This is a genomic window from Pseudomonas sp. Irchel 3H3 (assembly GCF_900187635.1).
Lineage (GTDB): Bacteria > Pseudomonadota > Gammaproteobacteria > Pseudomonadales > Pseudomonadaceae > Aquipseudomonas.
Map to the genome: position 1 here is coordinate 25,391 of NZ_FYEC01000003.1, position 19,137 is coordinate 44,527.

General features: G+C 60.5%; 15 protein-coding genes. 6 read left to right on the top strand and 9 right to left on the bottom strand.

Annotated features, from left to right (window positions below; genetic code table 11):
* Window positions 1–677: 677 nt before the first annotated feature.
* Window positions 678–1,976, top strand: coding sequence for an OprD family porin (locus CKW24_RS04745; protein ID WP_095165693.1), 1,299 nt, complete (start codon window positions 678–680; stop codon window positions 1,974–1,976).
* Window positions 1,977–2,223: 247 nt separating this feature from the next.
* Here CKW24_RS04745 and CKW24_RS04750 read toward each other — a convergent pair whose 3' ends face one another.
* Both CKW24_RS04750 and CKW24_RS04755 read right to left on the bottom strand, forming a co-directional pair.
* Window positions 2,224–3,060: a mechanosensitive ion channel family protein gene (locus CKW24_RS04750; protein ID WP_095165695.1), complete on the bottom strand. Its 837-nt coding sequence runs from the start codon at window positions 3,058–3,060 to the stop codon at window positions 2,224–2,226.
* A gap of 136 nt (window positions 3,061–3,196) precedes the next feature.
* Complete coding sequence (locus tag CKW24_RS04755; protein WP_095165697.1) at window positions 3,197–3,682, bottom strand: YajQ family cyclic di-GMP-binding protein; 486 nt, start codon at window positions 3,680–3,682, stop codon at window positions 3,197–3,199.
* A 144-nt stretch (window positions 3,683–3,826) separates the two neighbouring features.
* On the opposite strand from CKW24_RS04755, the gene CKW24_RS04760 reads away from it, so the two are divergent.
* From CKW24_RS04760 to CKW24_RS04770, 3 genes are read left to right on the top strand one after another with little or no spacing between them, the layout of a single operon-like run.
* On the top strand, window positions 3,827–4,744 hold the full coding sequence (locus CKW24_RS04760; protein ID WP_095165699.1) for a putative 2-dehydropantoate 2-reductase: 918 nt from the start codon (window positions 3,827–3,829) through the stop codon (window positions 4,742–4,744).
* Between the two features lie 45 nt (window positions 4,745–4,789).
* Window positions 4,790–6,826, top strand: a complete 2,037-nt coding sequence (locus CKW24_RS04765; RefSeq protein WP_095165700.1) for an ATP-binding protein — start codon at window positions 4,790–4,792, stop codon at window positions 6,824–6,826.
* 2 nt (window positions 6,827–6,828) lie between these two features.
* Window positions 6,829–7,410: a cob(I)yrinic acid a,c-diamide adenosyltransferase gene (locus CKW24_RS04770; protein ID WP_095165702.1), complete on the top strand. Its 582-nt coding sequence runs from the start codon at window positions 6,829–6,831 to the stop codon at window positions 7,408–7,410.
* Window positions 7,411–7,506: 96 nt separating this feature from the next.
* Here CKW24_RS04770 and CKW24_RS04775 read toward each other — a convergent pair whose 3' ends face one another.
* The 4 genes from CKW24_RS04775 to secA all read right to left on the bottom strand — a co-directional run bounded on the left by CKW24_RS04775 (window position 7,507) and on the right by secA (window position 13,272).
* Complete coding sequence (locus tag CKW24_RS04775; RefSeq protein ID WP_095165703.1) at window positions 7,507–8,451, bottom strand: Nudix family hydrolase; 945 nt, start codon at window positions 8,449–8,451, stop codon at window positions 7,507–7,509.
* Window positions 8,448–9,080, bottom strand: coding sequence for a glutathione S-transferase family protein (locus CKW24_RS04780; protein WP_095165705.1), 633 nt, complete (start codon window positions 9,078–9,080; stop codon window positions 8,448–8,450). The genes CKW24_RS04775 and CKW24_RS04780 overlap by 4 nt, the downstream gene beginning before the upstream one ends.
* Window positions 9,081–9,180: 100 nt before the next feature.
* Entirely contained in the window at window positions 9,181–10,398 is a 1,218-nt protein-coding gene (gene argJ / locus CKW24_RS04785; RefSeq protein WP_095165707.1) for a bifunctional glutamate N-acetyltransferase/amino-acid acetyltransferase ArgJ, read from the bottom strand.
* Between the two features lie 138 nt (window positions 10,399–10,536).
* Window positions 10,537–13,272: a preprotein translocase subunit SecA gene (secA, locus tag CKW24_RS04790; RefSeq protein ID WP_095165709.1), complete on the bottom strand. Its 2,736-nt coding sequence runs from the start codon at window positions 13,270–13,272 to the stop codon at window positions 10,537–10,539.
* A gap of 307 nt (window positions 13,273–13,579) precedes the next feature.
* Here secA and CKW24_RS04795 point away from each other — a divergent pair, with 307 nt between their 5' ends.
* On the top strand, window positions 13,580–14,035 hold the full coding sequence (locus tag CKW24_RS04795; protein ID WP_095165711.1) for a DUF721 domain-containing protein: 456 nt from the start codon (window positions 13,580–13,582) through the stop codon (window positions 14,033–14,035).
* A 123-nt stretch (window positions 14,036–14,158) separates the two neighbouring features.
* Here the strand turns inward: CKW24_RS04795 and CKW24_RS04800 are convergent, their stop codons facing one another.
* Window positions 14,159–15,646 carry a helicase HerA-like domain-containing protein gene (locus CKW24_RS04800; protein ID WP_095166124.1) on the bottom strand — a complete coding sequence of 496 codons (1,488 nt, stop codon included), beginning with the start codon at window positions 15,644–15,646 and terminating at the stop codon, window positions 14,159–14,161.
* Between the two features lie 191 nt (window positions 15,647–15,837).
* Here CKW24_RS04800 and CKW24_RS04805 point away from each other — a divergent pair, with 191 nt between their 5' ends.
* Window positions 15,838–17,727, top strand: coding sequence for a methyl-accepting chemotaxis protein (locus CKW24_RS04805; protein WP_095165712.1), 1,890 nt, complete (start codon window positions 15,838–15,840; stop codon window positions 17,725–17,727).
* Window positions 17,728–17,745: 18 nt separating this feature from the next.
* Here the strand turns inward: CKW24_RS04805 and CKW24_RS28230 are convergent, their stop codons facing one another.
* Window positions 17,746–17,919: a hypothetical protein gene (locus tag CKW24_RS28230; RefSeq protein WP_177440587.1), complete on the bottom strand. Its 174-nt coding sequence runs from the start codon at window positions 17,917–17,919 to the stop codon at window positions 17,746–17,748.
* 71 nt (window positions 17,920–17,990) lie between these two features.
* Window positions 17,991–18,839, bottom strand: a complete 849-nt coding sequence (purU, locus tag CKW24_RS04810; RefSeq protein ID WP_095165714.1) for a formyltetrahydrofolate deformylase — start codon at window positions 18,837–18,839, stop codon at window positions 17,991–17,993.
* Window positions 18,840–19,137: the final 298 nt, after the last annotated feature.

Consider the following 19,137-nt stretch of genomic DNA (forward strand, 5'->3'; position numbering starts at 1 on the left):
CGCCCCCCCCTCCTGGACCCGGGCCAACCTCGGCAAAAGTGTGAAGCCCATGCAAATGCCGAAAAAAAACCGGCAAAAATTCCATCCACGTCTAAGCTGATTTCTCCGAGCATCCGCCGTTTACACACCCCAAAGGGTGAACCGGTAACATTCTGGGTTCTCACCCATGCACAGTCATGGTGCAACACCAGATGAGCTACGGAGTCAAGCGCAAACAAAACGGTCTCGAAGACCCCGTGTTTATTCGGTTTTGTGAGTTAAAACGGGCGTTTCAGAAAAAAACGCAGGCAAAAAGCCGATTTGTGCACGCTTGTTGCATTCATTCCCACATCGTCTATAAGGCGTCCGCTGGAAGTGGAACCCTTTAGACCCATAACAATAGCGGCACGGAAGCCCACGGAGATTCAAGTGCAAGACAAGGACACTTTTTCTGACGTACAAGCCTTGTAAAACAACGCTGAAGTTGTCAGTCCGAATGCACAGATTTTGCAAAAATACGACCTCCAACGCGCATATTGCGACAGGGCCGTAAAGAAGCTGAAAGGTTGAAAGCGCAAGTATCGCCAACATTGTCGGCGTGATATAAGTTTGCGCCGACACAAAAAGAAAGAGCCGCCCAGATAAAAAAACAGGTGGGACGGCAGAACTCTTCAAAAAAACCAAAGGAGCAAATCACGATGCGCGTGATGAAGTGGAGCATGATCGCACTGGCTGTTTCAGCAGGCACCTCGCAGTTCGCAATCGCGTCCTCCCAGGACGAAGCCAAAGGCTTTATTGAAGACCAAAGTCTGAAAGCCAAGACTCGTATCGAGTACATGAACCGCGACTTCCGTAACGGTGCTGGCAACATTGCCAAGCCAGGTGGCGGCTACAAGAGCGGCTATCGTCAGGACACCGGTATCAGCGAACTGATCACCTACGAGTCCGGCTTCACTCAAGGCACCATCGGCGTAGGTCTGGACGCCATGGTAATGGGTACTGCCAAGCTTGATGGCGGTGCAGGTCGTGCTGGTAACGGTCTGTTTGCCCGCGACAGCGATGGCAACCCGGAAGACACCCAATCGAAAAGCGGCGCGGCAATCAAGTTCCGTCTCTCCGACACCACTCTGAAATACGGCCGTCAATTCGTTGCCAGCCCGGTTTTCTCGACTGACGACAGCCGCCTGCTGCCAGAAGTTGCTGAAGGCACCATCATCACCAGTAAAGAAATCAAGGGCCTGGAAGTCAACCTGGGTCGCTTGACTGCGCTGAGCTCGCAGACTGGCATGGGCAAGGACAGCATCAACGGTGCACACACTCCTGGCCTGACCAGCGCCAACATCGGTGGTGCTACCTACCAGTTCACCGATAACTTCGTAGCCGGCTTTGCTGCTTCCGACGTAGACGACTACTTCAAGAAGCAATACATCAACGCCAACTACACCCTGCCGATCAATGACGATCAGTCGCTGAACTTCGACCTGAACGCCTACAAGACCAAAGACCAGGGCGCAGCGCTGTACGGCCCTCTGGACAACAAACTGTGGAGCTTGGCAGCTGCCTACAGCCTGGGCGCGCACAAATTCACCCTGGGCTACCAGCAGTCCTCCGGTGACACCAACTACCTGTACGGCGTTGATGGTAACGGCACGATCTTCGTAGCCAACTCCATCCAGATCTCCGACTTCATCGGCAAGGACGAGAAGTCGTACCAGGCTCGTTATGACCTGAACATGGCCACCTACGGCGTGCCCGGCCTGAGCTTCATGTCCCGTTATGTCTACGGTAACAACATCGATACCGCTGGCGGTTCCGAAGGTAAGGAACACGAATTCAACTTCGAAACGAAGTATGTGTTCCAGGAAGGTCCGGCCAAGGATCTGTCCCTGCGTCTGCGTAGCGCAATCTACCGTGCAAACAACGCTTACAACGCTGAATACACCGCCGACAACAACGACGTGCGTATCATCGCTGAATACCCTCTGAACATTTTGTAATCAGTGGTTATTGCCTAGCGTCTTGAGCCTGGCTCAAATAAAAGCCCCTCACCTGAAAAGGTGGGGGGCTTTTTTATTGCAACTTGATGACAAGAGCGAACATTCATCAAGAGCAATTGAGTAGCAAGCTAATAGTAAGCAGCCACTCTATTTGCAAACTACCGATATAAAAAAACCCAAGGGGTTTATCGCCCCTTGGGTTCTAACTCACTGCCTGACCAGCAAGCCAAGCTGTAGAGCTTTTACTTTACGCAGTTTCTTGAACTACTCGAATCACGCGTTGTGGAAACGGAATATCAATACCCGCCGCTTTCAAGCGATCACGGGAGTGTTCATTAAAGTGGAACATCACATCCCAGTAGTCTGCGGTCTTCACCCAGACTCGCAGCGATAATGTGATCGAGCTGTCACCCAGGACCGAAACCACGGCCACCGGCTCAGGATCGGCCAGTACCCGCGCGTCCTTGGCCAGTTCCAGCAGTACGGCACGCGCCTTCTGCAGGTCCGCTTCGTAGTCCACGCCCACATCGAACACGACTTTGCGAGTCAACTGACGGTTGGTGTTGGTGATGATGCCGTTGGACAGCACGCCGTTAGGCACGATGACTGTCTTGTTGTCGCCAGTACGGATGATCGTGTGGAAGATCTGGATGCTGTCGACAGTACCCGCCGTGCCCTGGGCTTCAATGAAGTCGCCGATACGGAACGGGCGGAACAGCAGAATCAGCACCCCACCGGCGAAGTTCGCCAGGCTGCCTTGCAACGCCAGGCCAATGGCCAGGCCTGCGGCACCGATGGCAGCGACAAAGGAGGTGGTCTCGACACCGATCATCGACGCGACACTGACGACCAGCAGTACCTTGAGGACGATGTTCGCCAGGCTGCTGATAAACCCCTGCAAAGCCAGGTCGGCATTGCGCAGCGCCAGCAGTTTGCCGACCTTGTGGGTCAGCTTGTTGATCAACCACCAGCCAATGGCCAGGGTAAGGACCGCCAGCAGCACCCGGCTGCCGTATTCCATGATCATCGGGATCCAGGCCTGGGAAGCCTTGACCAGGTTGTCCACTTCAGCATTCAAATCCATCTTTCTCTCCTGATTCCCGGCTACCCGGCACTTAAAAACCAAGCAGCAGAAAGATCGAACCGTTCAGGGCTCAATCATTTCTGCTGTTGCTTGGGCCTCGGACGTCAATTACGCCGAGAGGTTCCCCGATGACTGATCAGTCGCGGAAGTTGTTGAACTGCAGCGGCATGCCGAATTCCTTGGCGCGCAATGCGGCGATCGCATCTTGCAGGTCATCACGCTTCTTGCCGGTGATGCGTACCTGCTCGCCCTGAATGGCAGCCTGGACCTTGAGCTTGGCGTCCTTGACGTGAGCCACGATCTTCTTCGCCAGCTCTTTGTCGATGCCTTCCTTGAGGACGGCTTCCTGCTTCACCAGCTTGCCAGAGGCGTAGGCGTCCTTGACCTCAAGGCACTGTACGTCGATCTTGCGCTTGACCAGTGCCAGCTTGAGGATCTCGATCATCGCCTCGAGCTGGAAGTCGGCCTCGGCGGTCAGGTTGACGGTCAGGTCCTTTTCCTTGAACTCGAAGCTGCCTTTGCCTTTCAGGTCATAACGACGGTCGAGTTCCTTGACGGCGTTTTCGACCGCGTTGGTGACTTCGTGTTTGTCCAGTTCGGATACCACGTCGAACGACGGCATGTAATCTCTCCAATAAAAAATGGCCGCGCACAATAACTCAGGTGCACGCCTGGCTTGCGGTTAAAATCCGCGCTGATTATAACGGGTCTTGCCCATTCGAATCTGCGAGCCGCACATGCACCTGCCAATCAGAGCACAAAACTGATGTCGACCACCTGGCATATCCTCGGCGCAGGCAGCCTCGGCACCCTGTGGGCCACTCGCCTGGCGCGCGCCGGCCTGCCGGTGCGGTTGATCGTGCGCGATAGGGCACGCTTGCAGGCATATCAGGCGGCCGGCGGCCTGACCCTGGTGGAACAGGGCCAGGCCCAGCGTTATCCGGTGCCGGCCGAAACCCTCGACAACGACGCGCCGATCGAGCGCCTGCTGGTGGCTTGCAAGGCCTACGACGCCGAGGCCGCCGTCGCGCAACTGGCCCATCGCCTGACCCCTGACGCCGAGTTGATCCTGCTGCAGAACGGCCTCGGCAGCCAGGACGCCGTCGCCGCACGGGTGCCCCAGGCGCGCTGTATTTTTGCCTCAAGTACCGAAGGCGCGTTTCGTGATGGCGATTGGCGGGTAGTGTTCGCCGGCCATGGCTACACCTGGCTCGGCGATAGCAGCCACCCAGTGGCACCGATCTGGCTCGACGACCTTGATGCCGCCGGCATCCCCCATGCCTGGAGCGTGGACATCCTGACCCGGCTGTGGCGCAAACTGGCGCTCAACTGTGCGATCAATCCGTTGACGGTGCTCCACGATTGCCGCAATGGCGGCCTGCAGCAGCACCAGTGCGAAGTCGCCACCCTGTGCAGCGAACTTGCCCAGTTGCTCGAACGCTGTGGCCAGCCCGCGGCGGCGCAAGACCTGCAGCAGGAAGTCGAACGGGTGATCCTGGCCACCGCAGCCAACTACTCGTCCATGTACCAGGACGTGGCCAACCAGCGCCGCACCGAAATCAGCTACCTGCTGGGCCACGCCTGCGAGGTCGCCACACGCCACCAACTGGTGCTGCCACACCTCAACCAGCTGCAGCAGCGCCTGATGGCCCACCTGCGTACACGCGGATTGCCCAGCGACTGAGCAGCGGCTACGCTGGCCTCCTGTTCTACTTCAGCGACGACCCCGATGCCCTTGCGCCAGCGCCTTGAAAACCTACCGGTCGGCCAGAAACTGCTGGCTGCCCTGTTGGTGCTGTTGATCACCGTCCTGCTGGTGGCCAACCTGACCTTTATCAGCGCCGCCTATTGGATCTCCCAGGAAAGCATGGCGCCACAAGCCCTGCAGACCATCGGCCGGTTGGTCGCCAACCCGTCGATCGCCAGCCAGGCCCTGAACTCGCCCGCTGATGGGGAAAAACTGCTCAACGAACTCAACAGCTATACGCCGTTGCGCGCCGCCGCGCTGTACGACGCCCAGGGTCGACTGTTGGCCCAGGTGCAACGGGGCGACCCCCTTGAGCTGCCCAAGCGCTATCGCCATATCGAAGGCTGGCAAGCCACCGAGTTTCGCAGCAATCAAGTGATCACCCTGCTGCGCCCGGGCCAGGAGCCCGGTCATTTGCTGCTGGTGGCCAGTAGCGAATTGCCGGTGGCGTTCTACACGGGCACGTTCACCGCCAGCCTGGGGATCCTGATTTTCAGCGTGCTGCTGTGGCTGCTGATCGCCCAGCAGATCAAACGCCTGATTACCCAGCCCATCCATCAACTCGAAGAGCTGTCGCGCCAGGTCACCCGCGAGGAGAACTACGCACTGCGTGCCTCCCGGGGCAACCTCGATGAAATCGGCAGCCTCGCCGAAGCCTTCAACACCATGCTTTCGCGTATCGAAGCCCGTGAACAACAACTCAAGCGCGCCCGCGACGACTCACAGGCCGCCTACGACCAGGCCCAGGGCCTCGCCGAGGAAACCCGGCACACCAACCGCAAGCTGGAGCTGGAAGTCCAGGTACGCAGCAAGATCGAGAAGAAGCTCACCGGGTTCCAGAACTACCTCAACAGCATCATCGACTCCATGCCCTCGGCGTTGATCGCCCTCGATGAGCAACTTTACGTGACCCAGTGGAACCAGGAGGCCAGCGCGCTTTCCGGGACCCGCCTGGACGAAGCGCTGAACCAGCCAATCTTCCTCGCCTTTGAGCCGCTCAAGCCGTTCCTGCCGCAGCTCAAGGAAACCGTCGAGCAGCACAGCGTGGTCAAGATCGAACGGGTCACCTGGGTCAAGGACGATGAAGCCAAGCACTACGCCCTGACCTTCTATCCGCTGATGGGTGGGGCTGGGCGCGGCGTGGTGATTCGGATCGACGACATCACCCAGCGCCTGTCCCTGGAAGAAATGATGGTGCAGTCGGAGAAGATGCTTTCGGTCGGCGGCCTGGCGGCGGGTATGGCCCACGAAATCAACAACCCCCTGGGCGCCATCCTGCACAACGTGCAAAACATCCGCCGCCGCCTGTCGAACGAGTTGCCAAGAAACCTCGAGACCGCCGAGCAGGTTGGTGTCGAACTGGATAACGTCAATCAGTACCTGCAAAGCCGGGAAGTCCCACAACTGCTGGATGGCATCCAGCAGGCCGGAGCCCGCGCCGCGAAGATCGTCACCCATATGCTCAGCTTCAGCCGCCGCAGCAACCGGCAGATGGCCCCTTGCGACCTGCCGGCCCTGATCGACCAGGCCGTGGAGATTGCCGGCAACGACTTCGACCTGGCCATTGGCTTCGACTTCAAGGGCCAGGCCATCATTCGCCAGTTCGACCCGCAACTGGGGCCGGTGCCCGGCACTGCCAACGAGCTGGAACAAGTGCTGCTCAACCTGCTGAAAAACGCAGCCCAGGCGATTCACCTGCGCGAAGACGACAGCGAACCCGGGCGCATCATCCTGCGCACCCGCCTGAACCCGCCCTGGGCCGAGATCCAGGTCGAAGACAACGGTATCGGCATGAGCGAAAACGTGCGCAAACGCACCTTCGAACCCTTCTTCACCACCAAGGAAATCGGCCAGGGCACAGGCCTGGGGCTTTCGGTGTCGTACTTCATCATCACCAACAACCACAAAGGCCAGATGGAAGTGCAGTCGACCCTGGGCCAAGGCACCTGCTTCACTTTGCGCCTACCCCTGGCCGGCTCCCCCCTCGCCTCTCACGAACTCAAACAACTGGAGCGCTAAGCATGGGCTTTCGCCTGTCGAAGATTTACACCCGCACCGGCGACGCCGGCGAAACCGGGCTGGGCGACGGTCGCCGCGTACCCAAGGACCATCCGCGCGTCGAAGCCATCGGCGAAGTCGACACCCTCAACAGCCAGCTCGGCCTGCTGCTGGCGGCACTGGCTGAGCAGAGCGAGGTCTATCCTGGCCTGAGGCAAGTCAGCGAAGTCCTGGAGCCGTGCCAGCATCGCCTGTTCGACCTCGGTGGCGAACTGGCGATGCCGGTGTACCAGGCACTGAATGGGGCGGAAGTCGAACGCCTGGAGTCGGCCATCGATAGCTGGAACGAGGAACTGGGGCCACTGGAGAATTTCATTTTGCCAGGTGGCTCGGCGCTGATCGCCCAGGCCCACGTCTGCCGCAGCCTGGCCCGCAGTGCCGAACGCCGTTGCCAACAGTTGAATGCAATCGAGCCTTTGGCCGGGGTGGGCCTGGCCTACATCAATCGTTTGTCGGATCTGCTATTCGTGGCGGCACGCCTGATTGCCAAGCGCCAGGGGGTCAGCGAGATTCTGTGGCAGGCGGCGGCTAAACCTGAGGCTTAGCCCCCTAGATTAGCCGCGTATTCAAGGCCGTCATCGCGGGCAAGCCCGCTCCCACAATAGGAGCGGCTTGCCGGCGAAGAGGCCCGCAACACCCCATCAGGCCCCAGGCCAGAACGCCCGAATCCCTGCGACACCCTGGGCCCCTGCGTCCCAGGCCTTCTGCCGTTCTTCAGGACCGACCCCGCCCAGCAGGAACACCGGCTTGCTGAAACCGGCGATCAACTGCGAAGCCTGCTCCCAGCCCAATGGCACAGCGTCAGGATGAGTCTGGGTCGGTTGTACCGGCGACAGGGTGACAAAGTCCACGCCCATCTGCTCGGCCAGGCTCAACTCCTCAGCGTTGTGACAGGACGCCGCCAACCAGCGCGAAGCCGGTAGCGGACGCCCGGCACTGGCGTACTTGCGCAGTTGTGCCGCCGTGATATGCCAACCGGCCGAGGGGAAATCCCCCAACCACTCGAACGGCCCCTTGAGCATCAATTGTGCCTTGCCAGCGCACAAGCCCACCGCATCCACCGCCAGATCGCGGTACTTGGGGTCGTAACCGTTGGGGGCCCGCAGCTGGATCAGCTTGATGCCGCCGGCGATGGCTTTCTGGATTCCGCGCAGCAGGGCCGGGGTTTCCAGGTCCCCTGGGGTAATCAGATATTCAGCGGGCAAGCGCGCCGCCGCAACGATCGGCTGGTTGGCCGCGGGAAATTCGTAGTCGCCCAGCTCCCGTGCAGTGACCCAGGCCAATGGCTGGCCTTCGGCACCGTGGGGTTCGCCGTTGAAGGCCGACACCTCCCAGACGTCCAGCAGCACCTGCTTATCGGGATAATCATGCTGGACCTTGATCAACGGCCGCGCGGCCGTGACGCCGATACCCAGCTCCTCCTGCAATTCGCGGGCGAGCGCGGCCTGAACCGACTCGCCCTCCTCGACCTTGCCCCCGGGAAACTCCCAAAGACCGCCCTGGTGCTGGCTATCGGCGCGACGCGCGATCAGGATCTTGCCGCTGGCATCGCGGATCACCGCTGCGGCTACATGGACTCGTTTCACCGCGCTACTTCCTCCAGGCCGGCTTGCTGCCAGGCCTTGAAGGCTGGCCATTGGTAAATCGTCTCGACATAGGCCGCGTCGGCCGCCGGCAGTTCGACCCGATAGGTGCGCAAACGCACGGCAATCGGGGCAAAAAACGCATCGGCCAGGCTGACCGTGCCGAACAGGAACGGCCCGGCTTCAGTGGCGGCGGCGCGGCACTCGGCCCACAGCGCCAGCATCCGCTGGATCTCTGCCTGCACCTCGGCCGGCATCGGCGTCAGTGGCGCGTCACGGCTCAGGTCAAACGGCATGTTGCCGCGCATGGCAAAAAAGCCGCTGTGCATCTGTGCACACGCCGAACGCGCCTGGGCGCGAGCAGCGATGTCCTTGGGCCAGAGCCCAGCATCCGGGAAACGCTCGACCAGGTACTCGGCAATCGCCAGCGAGTCGGCAATGGTCCCGTGCTCGGTCTTGAGCAGAGGCACCTTGGCCGTCGGCGAATGCTTGAGCAGCCGCTCACGGGTATCGGGTTGGTTGAGTTTGATCAGTTCTTCGGTATAGCTCGCGCCAGCGAGATCCAGTGCCAGGGCACCGCGCAGGGACCAGGAGGAATGCAGTTTGTCGCCGATGATCAGGTGGTAGCTCATGTTCGGGGACCTTTGGCTGAGGGGACAAGTGGGAGGCCTGCGGCCTCCATCGCGGGCAAGCCTTGCTCCTATAGGAGGAGCAAGGCTTGCCCGGAGTGCGTCAGGTGCGGTATTCGGCGTTGATCTTCACGTATTCGTGGGACAGGTCGGTGGTCCAGATGGTTTCGCTGCAGTCACCACGGCCCAGTTCGATGCGAATGGTGATTTCCTCACGCTGCATCACCGCCGAGCCCTGGGCTTCGGTGTAGCTGGCTGCGCGTGCGCCACGGCTGGCGATGCACACTTCGCCAAGGAACACGTCGATCTTGCTCACGTCCAGGTTCGGCACGCCGGCACGGCCGACAGCGGCGAGGATCCTGCCCCAGTTCGGGTCGGAGGCGAACAGCGCGGTCTTGATCAGCGGCGAGTGCGCCACGGTGTAGCCGACGTCCAGGCATTCCTGGTGATTGCCACCGCCGTTGACTTCCACGGTGACGAACTTGGTCGCCCCTTCGCCGTCACGCACGATGGCCTGCGCCACGTCCATGCACACCTCGAACACCGCTTGCTTGAGTGCCGCGAACAACGGACCGCTGGCCTCGGTGATTTCCGGCAGGGCCGCCTGGCCGGTAGCGATCAGCATGCAGCAGTCGTTGGTCGAGGTATCGCCATCGATGGTGATGCGGTTGAACGACTTGTTCGCGCCGTCCAGCAGCAGGTTCTGCAGCACTTCGCGGGACACCTTGGCGTCGGTGGCGATGTAGCCCAGCATGGTCGCCATGTTCGGACGAATCATCCCGGCGCCTTTGCTGATGCCGGTTACGGTGATGGTCACGCCGTCGTGCTGGAACTGCCGGCTGGCGCCCTTGGGCAGGGTGTCAGTGGTCATGATCCCGGTGGCCGCGGCTTCCCAGTTGTTTTGCGACAGGTCATCGAGGGCCGCCTGCAACGCGCCTTCGATTTTCTCCACCGGCAGCGGTTCGCCGATCACCCCAGTGGAGTACGGCAGCACTTGGCTCGCGTCGACGCCGGTCAGTTGGGCCAGTTTGGCGCAGGTCCGCTCGGCGGCCGCCAGGCCCGGCTCACCGGTGCCAGCGTTGGCGTTGCCGGTGTTGGTCAGCAGGAAACGCACCGCGCCCTGGACCCGTTGCTTGGCCAGGATCACCGGCGCGGCGCAGAAGGCGTTCAAGGTGAACACCCCGGCGACGGTCGAGCCTTCGACACAGCGCATGACCACGACATCCTTGCGCCCAGGGCGCTTGATGCCAGCCGAAGCGATACCGAGTTCAAAACCGGCAACCGGGTGCAACGTAGGCAAAGGACCAAGACCAACAGCCATGAATGCGCTCCTAACTAGATAATGTCTGCACCCGGATCGCCACGCTTTTCGGCGCGCGGCGTTGGTGCTTCGAATGGTAAAACGCCGCGACGGCTGATGCCGGTCGCGGCGCGGGTATTTCAGCGTTGACGACGGGTTTTACTGGATCTGCCCGTGGCAATGCTTGAACTTCTTGCCCGAACCGCAGTAGCACAGCTCGTTGCGGCCCAGCTTCTGCTCGTTGCGTACCGGCGCGGTGGCGAGGGCCACATCGACCTCTTCACCCAACAGCTCCGGTTGCTCCAGGCCAGGCGCTTCGTCGTGCAGGAACTGCATGCGGGCGGCCAGCGCCTCGGCTTCCTGCCGCAGGCGTTGCTCTTCTTCGATCGGATCTTCGCGGCGTACCTGAACGTGGGACAGGACCCGGATCGAGTCGCGCTTGATCGAATCCAGCAGCTCGGAGAACAGCGTGAACGACTCGCGCTTGTATTCCTGCTTCGGGTTCTTCTGGGCGTAGCCACGCAGGTGGATACCGTGACGCAGGTGGTCCATGGTCGACAGGTGGTCTTTCCACAGGTCGTCCAGCACGCGCAACACGATTTGCTTCTCGAAGGTGCGCAGGGCTTCGGCGCCCGCCTGGTCTTCTTTTTCGTTGTAGGCGGCGATCAGCTCTTGCATCAGCTTCTCGCGCAGGGTCTCTTCGTACAGGTGATCGTCTTCGTCGAGCCATTGCTGGATCGGCAGCTTCACCCCGAAACCGCTTTCCAGTTCTGCTTCCAGACCGGCAACGTCCCACTGCTCAGGCAGCGACTGCGGAGGAATGTGCGCCGAAACGGTGGCGTTGAGTACGTCCTGGCGGAAGTCGGCGATGGTCTCACCGATGTTGTCGGCGGCCAGCAACGTGTTACGCATGTGATAGATCACTTTACGCTGTTCGTTGTTGACGTCGTCGAACTCCAGCAATTGCTTGCGGATGTCGAAGTTACGACCTTCAACCTTGCGCTGGGCCTTTTCGATGGCGTTGGTCACCATGCGGTGCTCGATCGCTTCGCCAGGCTGCATGCCCAGGGCCTTCATGAAGTTTTTCACCCGGTCAGAGGCAAAAATACGCATCAGGCTGTCTTCCAGCGACAGGTAGAAGCGGCTGGAGCCCGCATCACCCTGACGACCGGCACGACCACGCAACTGGTTGTCGATACGGCGCGATTCGTGACGTTCCGAGGCAATCACCTGCAGGCCGCCCGACTCGAGCACTTGCTGGTGACGCTTCTGCCAGTCGGCCTTGATCTGGGCGATCTGTTCCGGCGTCGGGTTTTCCAGGGAAGCCACTTCCACTTCCCAGTTACCGCCCAACAGGATGTCGGTACCACGACCGGCCATGTTGGTGGCAATGGTCAGCGCGCCTGGGCGACCGGCCTGGGCAATGATCTCGGCTTCCTTTTCGTGGAACTTGGCGTTCAGAACCTTGTGCTCGATGCCTTCCTTATCGAGCAGGCGCGACATGTGCTCGGAAGTTTCGATGGTCGCGGTGCCCACCAGAACCGGGCGCCCCGCGGCCATGCTTTCCTTGATGTCGGTGACGATGGCGGCGTACTTCTCGTCCGCGGTGAGGAACACCAGGTCGTTGTAGTCTTTACGCGCCAGCGGCTTGTTCGGCGGGATGACCATGACCTGCAGGCCATAGATCTGATGGAATTCGAACGCTTCGGTGTCGGCTGTACCGGTCATGCCGGACAGTTTGTTGTACAGACGGAAGTAGTTCTGGAAGGTGGTCGATGCCAGGGTCTGGCTCTCGGCCTGGATGTTCAGGTTTTCCTTGGCCTCGATGGCCTGGTGCAGGCCTTCGGACAAACGACGGCCCGGCATGGTACGGCCGGTGTGTTCGTCGACCAGGACTACCTGGCCATCCTGCACGATGTATTCGATGTTGCGGTGGAACAGCTTGTGTGCGCGCAGGCCGGCATACACGTGGGTCAACAGGCCCAGGTTGTGCGCCGAGTACAGGCTCTCGCCTTCAGCCAGCAGGCCGATGCGTGTCAGCACTTCTTCGATGTATTGGTGACCGGCTTCGTTGAGTTCGACCTGGCGGGTCTTCTCGTCGACACTGTAGTGACCGGCCTTGGTGACGACGCCTTCCACTTCCTCGACATGCAGCTCCAGTTGCGGGATCAGCTTGTTGATCTCGATGTAGAGCTTGGAGCTGTCTTCGGCCTGACCGGAAATGATCAGTGGGGTACGGGCTTCGTCGATGAGGATCGAGTCGACTTCGTCGATCACGGCAAAATTGAGTTCGCGCTGGAATTTTTCTTCCATGCTGAACGCCATGTTGTCGCGCAGGTAGTCGAAACCGAATTCGTTGTTGGTGCCGTAGGTGATGTCGCAGGCGTAGGCCGCGCGCTTTTCTTCCGGCGGCTGGAACGGCGTGACCACGCCGACCGTCAGGCCGAGGAATTCATAGAGCGGACGCATCCAGTTGGCATCGCGGCGGGCCAGGTAGTCGTTCACCGTGACCACGTGCACGCCTTTGCCGGACAGTGCGTTGAGGTAAACGCCCAGTGTCGCCACCAGGGTCTTGCCTTCACCGGTACGCATTTCGGCAATCATGCCTTCGTGCAAGGTCATGCCGCCGATCAACTGGACGTCGAAGTGGCGCATGCCCATGACGCGCTTGCCGGCTTCGCGGGCTACCGCAAAGGCCTCTGGCAGCAGCTTGTCGAGGGTCTCCCCTTTGGCGAAGCGGGCCTTGAACTCGTCTGTCTTGGCACGCAATTGATCGTCCGAAAGGGCCACCATTCGCTCTTCGAAGGCATTGACGAGTTGCACCGTCTTGAGCATGCGTTTGACTTCACGCTCATTCTTGCTTCCAAAAAGTTTCTTTAACAAAGGCGCAAACATATCGGCAGGATCTTCCACACTAAAGGGATGGAGGGCGGCCCCGTGAGTCGCCCGAGCAGCCCTCATGGCCGCATGCGAACGAGCATTCTACCCGGAAACGATGGTGAGGAAAGTGGCGTTATTCCACGATGCTGGCACAGCGTTGTGACGGGGCTCACTTAAAATAAGGGCTTTTTACTGAACTTCAAGCCATTTGCAGCAGAAGTTACTCATTGATTTAATGAGTAAAGCGGTAACAAAGCAATGGCTCGGGCGGATCCGGCGCTTTCTGCTACCATGGCGGCTCTGTTACTTCAGGTGTCTGATCATGGCATTTCGCCCTCTTACGGCCAGAGCACCCGCCGTTCTGCTACGCGAAGCCAAACCGTTAAAAGCCATATTTGGCCACGCACAACGCCTGGGTCATTTGCAGCGCTTGCTCGAAAGCCAATTACAGCCGGCAGCCCGCGAACATTGCCACGTCGCCTCCTGGCGCGAAGGCAGCCTGCTGTTGATCGTCACCGACGGACACTGGGCCACCCGCTTGCGCTACCAGCAAAAACGCCTGCAACGTCAATTGCAGGCATTCGACGAGTTCGCCAGCCTGACGCGGATTCTGTTCAAGGTTCAACCGCCCACCGTGCAGCAAGGAGCGGCCGGCCACACCATGGACCTCTCCAGCGACGCGGCGGCCACCATCCAGGCCACGGCCGACGGGATTACCGACCCCAATCTGCGAGCAGCCCTGGAGCGCCTGGCGGCACACGCCAAGCCCAAGGCCTGAGCACAATTCATTTATGAAGGTGGGAGCAGGCTAGCGATAACGCTAGACCCGCCACCTTTGCGGTGACACGGCGAAAGCCATCACGAGCAAGCGGAGCGCCGCCCGGCGCTCCGACAAACACCGTCAGCGACGCTTGCTGCCCCCCAGTAACGATCCCATCAACCCGCGCACCAACTGCCGGCCCAACTGGTTAGCCGCCTGGCGCATCGCCGACTTCAGCGCTTGCCCGGCGGCGGTGCCGAGAAACTCGCCGGCCTGCTCAGTGAAGCTCGGCTCCTCTGCCGCCGGCTTGTCCGGCACGGCCTCGGCCTCCGGCGCCAGGCCCTTGCGCCCCACCAGCACTTCATAGGCCGACTCGCGGTCGATCGGCTTGTCGTAACGCCCGACCAACGGTGAGCTGGCAATCAGCGCGGCACGCTCAGCTTCGCTCAATGGCCCGATACGCGATTGCGGCGGTGCCACCAGCACCCGCTGGACCATCTCCGGCGTGCCCTTCTCTTGCAGGGTCCCGACCAATGCCTCGCCAATCCCCAGGTCGGTCAGCACTTGCAGGGCGCTGAACGCCGGGTTGGGGCGGAAACCGTCCGCCACCGCCTTCAGGGATTTCTGCTCCTTGGCGGTAAATGCCCGCAACCCGTGCTGGATGCGCAAACCCAGCTGGGCCAGCACGTCATCCGGCAAGTCGCCCGGCGACTGGGTGACGAAATACACCCCCACGCCCTTGGAACGGATCAACCGCACCACCTGCTCCAAACGTTCCTGCAAGGCCTTGGGCGTGCCGGCAAAGAGCAAGTGCGCCTCATCGAAAAACAACGCCAGCAACGGTTTCTCGGCGTCGCCGCGCTCCGGCAGTTGCTCGAACAGTTCGGCCAGCAACCACAGCAGGAAGGTCGCGTAGACCTTCGGCGCCTCATGCACCAGGCGGCTGGCGTCCAGCAGATGGATGCGCCCGCGACCATCGCTGGCCGGGGCGAGGATGTCCTGCAGTTGCAACGCCGGCTCGCCGAACAGCGCCTCGGCGCCCTGCTGCTCCAAGGTGGCCAGGCGCCGCAACAGCGCCTGACTGGAACCGGTGGTCATCAGGGCGGCGTCATCGCCAAGCAGTTCGGGGTTGTCCTTGAGGTGGTTGAGCAGGGCCTTGAGATCCTTGAGGTCGAGCAGCAACAAGCCCTCGCGATCGGCCACCTTGAAGGCGGCATACAGCGCCGACTGCTGGCTGTCCGTCAGTTCCAGCAGACTGCCGAGCAACAACGGGCCCATTTCACTCAAGGTTGTACGCAACGGATGACCAGACTGCCCGTGGATATCCCACAACGTCACTGGATAGGCCGCCGGCTGGTAGTTGAGCCATGGCATGCCGGCAATCCGCTCGGCCACCTTGCCCTGGGGATTGCCCGCCGCCCCCAGCCCGCAGAGGTCGCCCTTGATGTCAGCGGCAAACACCGCGACCCCGGCATCACTGAACGCCTCTGCCAGGCGTTGCAGGGTGACGGTCTTCCCGGTCCCGGTGGCGCCCGCCACCAATCCGTGGCGGTTGGCCAGGCGCATGGCCTGGGCAATCGGCTGGCCCTGAAGGTCGGCGCCAATAACGAGTTTTAATGAATCAGGCATTTTGTCACCCATGATTAAGCTTTGGTCCTACACAGCCGATAGAGATAAGCGAGAGACCAGACTGAATATCAGGTCAGATAATTCCCTAAGGATCCACGGAAATATCAGCTTATGTGCCACAGCGCCTATCGTGCGCGCTTTTTTGTCGCAACACGCCCCACACAATAAGACATTAGCGGACACCACAAGCCATGAACAACAATCTGCGCTTCAGCCACAAAATCCTGCTTGCCGCCGCCCTTATCGTCATTGCCGCGTTCGCCACATTTACGCTGTACAACGATTATCTGCAGCGCAATGCAATTCGCCAGGACCTCGACAGCTACCTCAATGAAATGGGGGATGTCACCGCGAGCAACATTCAGACCTGGCTGTCCGGGCGCATTCTTCTGATCGATAACCTGGCGCAGAACATCGCCATCAATGCCGATGATGCGCACGTCGCCGAGCTGCTGGAACAAAAAGCCCTGACTTCGACCTTCATGGCCTCCTATCTGGGCAATGCCGGTGGCAGCTTCACCATCCGTCCCGATGTAAAAATGCCCGACGGCTTCGACCCGCGTGGACGGCCCTGGTACACCGGCGCGCAGAACAGCGCCAGCGCCACGCTGACCGAACCGTATGTCGATGCGGCCACCGGCCAGACCATCATTTCCATTGCCAGCGCCTCGAAAAAAGCCGGCAGCAATGTCGGGGTGGTGGGCGGCGACCTGAGCCTGCAGACCCTGATCGACAACCTCAAGGCCGTGGACTTCGACGGCATGGGTTATGCCTTCCTGGTCAACGCCGACGGCAAGATCCTGGTGCACCCGGACAAATCCCTGGTGATGAAGTCCCTCAGCGAGGCTTATCCGCACAGCACCCCGCGCATCGGCAGCGACTTCAGCGAAGTCGAGGTGGACGGCAAGACGCGCATTTTCACCTTCAGCCAGATCAAGGGCCTGCCATCGGTCAACTGGTACATCGGCCTGTCCGTGGACAAGGACACCGCCTTCGCGATGCTCAGCGAGTTCCGCACTTCGGCAATCGTCGCCACGGTGATTGCCGTGACCGTGATCATCGCCCTGCTCGGCATGCTGATCCGCTTGTTGATCCAGCCATTGCACGTCATGACCCGCGCCATGCAGGACATCGCCGACGGTGAGGGCGACCTGACCCGCCGCCTGACCATCCAGAACCATGATGAATTCGGCACCCTGGGCGTTGCGTTCAACCGCTTCGTCGAGCGCATCCACGGCTCGATCCGCGAAGTCTCGTCAGCCACCGAGCAGGTCAACGAAGTGGCCTTGCGGGTGGTCAGCGCCTCGAACTCGTCGATGCTCAACAGCGATGAACAATCGAGCCGCACCAACAGCGTCGCGGCCGCCATCAACCAGTTGGGCGCCGCCACCCAGGAAATCGCGCGCAACGCCGCGCAAGCATCGCACCAGGCCAGCGATGCCCGCAGCCTGGCCGAGGATGGCCAGCAAGTGGTCGATCGCAGCATCGCCGCGATGAATCAACTGTCGAGCATGCTCAGCGCTTCCAGCAGCAACATCGAGTCGCTCAACAGCAAGACCGTGAACATCGGGCAGATTCTCGAAGTGATCACCAGCATCTCCCAGCAAACCAACCTGCTGGCGCTCAACGCGGCGATCGAGGCCGCACGGGCCGGTGAGGCCGGACGCGGTTTTGCAGTGGTGGCCGATGAGGTGCGCAACCTGGCGCACCGCACCCAGGAGTCGGCGCAACAGGTGCAGACCATGATCGAGGAGCTGCAGGTCGGCGCCCGCGAGTCGGTCAGCACCATGGGCGACAGCCAGCGCCATAGCCAGGACAGCGTGGAGATCGCCAACCTCGCCGGGGAGCGCCTGAATAGCGTGACCCTGCGCATTGGCGAGATTGACGGCATGAACCAGTCGGTGGCCACGGCCACCGAGGAACAGACTGCCGTGGTGGAGTCGATCAACGTGGACATCACCGAGATCAACACCCTCAATCAGGAGGGTGTGGAAAACCTGCAGTCGACCTTGCGGGCCTGCTCCGACCTGGAACAACAGGCGGCGCGCCTCAAGCAACTGGTGGGCAGTTTCCGTATCTGAATGCGCTGGCAGGATCTGTCAGGACTTGTCTTCAGGTTCCGGCTGGTCCTGTAACTGCTGCCACAACTCGGCCGCACCGGGAAACTCGGTGCCGTCCTCGCTACTCAAGTCATCGGGGTCGTAACGGCTCAGGCAGCCTTCACCCAGGGTGGCGGGGGCTGTGGAGGTGGCCTTGTCCAGTGGATCGCTCATGGTCCGCACCTTCAATAAAAAAGGGCCTCAAGCGTACAACGCTTGAGGCCCTCGTGCCTGTCGGCGGCGAATCAGAACACCACGGTCTTGTTGCCATGCACCAGCACGCGGTCTTCCAGGTGATAGCGCAGGCCGCGGGCCAACACCATCTTCTCGACGTCACGGCCGAAACGCACCATGTCTTCGATGCTATCGCTGTGGCTGACGCGCACCACGTCCTGCTCGATGATCGGACCGGCGTCCAGCTCTTCGGTGACGTAGTGGCAAGTGGCGCCAATCAGCTTCACACCACGCATCGAGGCCTGGTGGTAAGGCTTGGCCCCCACGAACGACGGCAGGAAGCTGTGGTGGATGTTGATCACCTTGTGCGCGTACTCGCTGCACAGCTCAGGCGGCAGGATTTGCATGTAGCGCGCCAGCACCACCACTTCAGCATCGTGCTGCTTGACCAGGCGCGACACTTCGGCAAACGCCGGCTCTTTGTTCTGCGGATCCACCGGCACATGGTAGTAAGGAATGCCGTGCCACTCGACCATGCTGCGCAGGTCGTTGTGGTTGGAGATCACACAGGAAATTTCGCAGTCCAGCTCGTCGCTGTGCCAGCGGTGCAGCAGGTCGGCCAGGCAGTGGGATTCACGGCTGGCCATCAACACCACGCGTTTTTTCTGCGCGGTGTCGGTGATACGCCAGTTCATCGAGAACTCTTCGGCGATCGGGGCAAATGCCTCACGAAAAGCCTCCAGACCAAACGGCAAGGAGTCGGCCCGAATTTCGTGACGCATGAAGAACCAGCCACTGAGATTGTCCGAGTGATGGCTCGCTTCAGTGATCCAGCCATTGTGTGACGCCAGAAAGTTACTGACCTTAGCAACGATGCCGACGCCGTCCGGGCAAGCGATCACTAGCCGAAAAGTGCGCATAGGGGAAAAACTCCAGAACTTCGCAAAGGCCGCCATTCTAGCGATTGCGCAGAAAAACTGCAGTATTGATCAGCAATTGCCCCATCTGCCGCCTGCGCAAGCAGGCCGTCGTCGACCGATTAGCAGCACTGCATGCTGGCGCAGGACGCCTTGTGAGAATACGCAAGAAGGCCTTTGTGAATAACTGTGATCATTACCGCTGATGTTTTAACTGTCAGTGTATTTGTCTGCCATTGACTCTAATCAAATCAAATAAAAGTTCGCTTATATGTTTACTTGATGAAACACCCTGACTATT

Coding starts and splice junctions, on each gene's coding strand:
- CKW24_RS04745 (WP_095165693.1), top strand. CDS start 678: ATGCGCGTGATGAAGTGGAGCATGATCGCACTGGCTGTTTCAGCAGGC.
- CKW24_RS04750 (WP_095165695.1), bottom strand. CDS start 3,060: ATGGATTTGAATGCTGAAGTGGACAACCTGGTCAAGGCTTCCCAGGCC.
- CKW24_RS04755 (WP_095165697.1), bottom strand. CDS start 3,682: ATGCCGTCGTTCGACGTGGTATCCGAACTGGACAAACACGAAGTCACC.
- CKW24_RS04760 (WP_095165699.1), top strand. CDS start 3,827: ATGTCGACCACCTGGCATATCCTCGGCGCAGGCAGCCTCGGCACCCTG.
- CKW24_RS04765 (WP_095165700.1), top strand. CDS start 4,790: ATGCCCTTGCGCCAGCGCCTTGAAAACCTACCGGTCGGCCAGAAACTG.
- CKW24_RS04770 (WP_095165702.1), top strand. CDS start 6,829: ATGGGCTTTCGCCTGTCGAAGATTTACACCCGCACCGGCGACGCCGGC.
- CKW24_RS04780 (WP_095165705.1), bottom strand. CDS start 9,080: ATGAGCTACCACCTGATCATCGGCGACAAACTGCATTCCTCCTGGTCC.
- argJ (WP_095165707.1), bottom strand. CDS start 10,398: ATGGCTGTTGGTCTTGGTCCTTTGCCTACGTTGCACCCGGTTGCCGGT.
- secA (WP_095165709.1), bottom strand. CDS start 13,272: ATGTTTGCGCCTTTGTTAAAGAAACTTTTTGGAAGCAAGAATGAGCGT.
- CKW24_RS04795 (WP_095165711.1), top strand. CDS start 13,580: ATGGCATTTCGCCCTCTTACGGCCAGAGCACCCGCCGTTCTGCTACGC.
- CKW24_RS04800 (WP_095166124.1), bottom strand. CDS start 15,646: ATGCCTGATTCATTAAAACTCGTTATTGGCGCCGACCTTCAGGGCCAG.
- CKW24_RS04805 (WP_095165712.1), top strand. CDS start 15,838: ATGAACAACAATCTGCGCTTCAGCCACAAAATCCTGCTTGCCGCCGCC.
- CKW24_RS28230 (WP_177440587.1), bottom strand. CDS start 17,919: ATGAGCGATCCACTGGACAAGGCCACCTCCACAGCCCCCGCCACCCTG.
- purU (WP_095165714.1), bottom strand. CDS start 18,839: ATGCGCACTTTTCGGCTAGTGATCGCTTGCCCGGACGGCGTCGGCATC.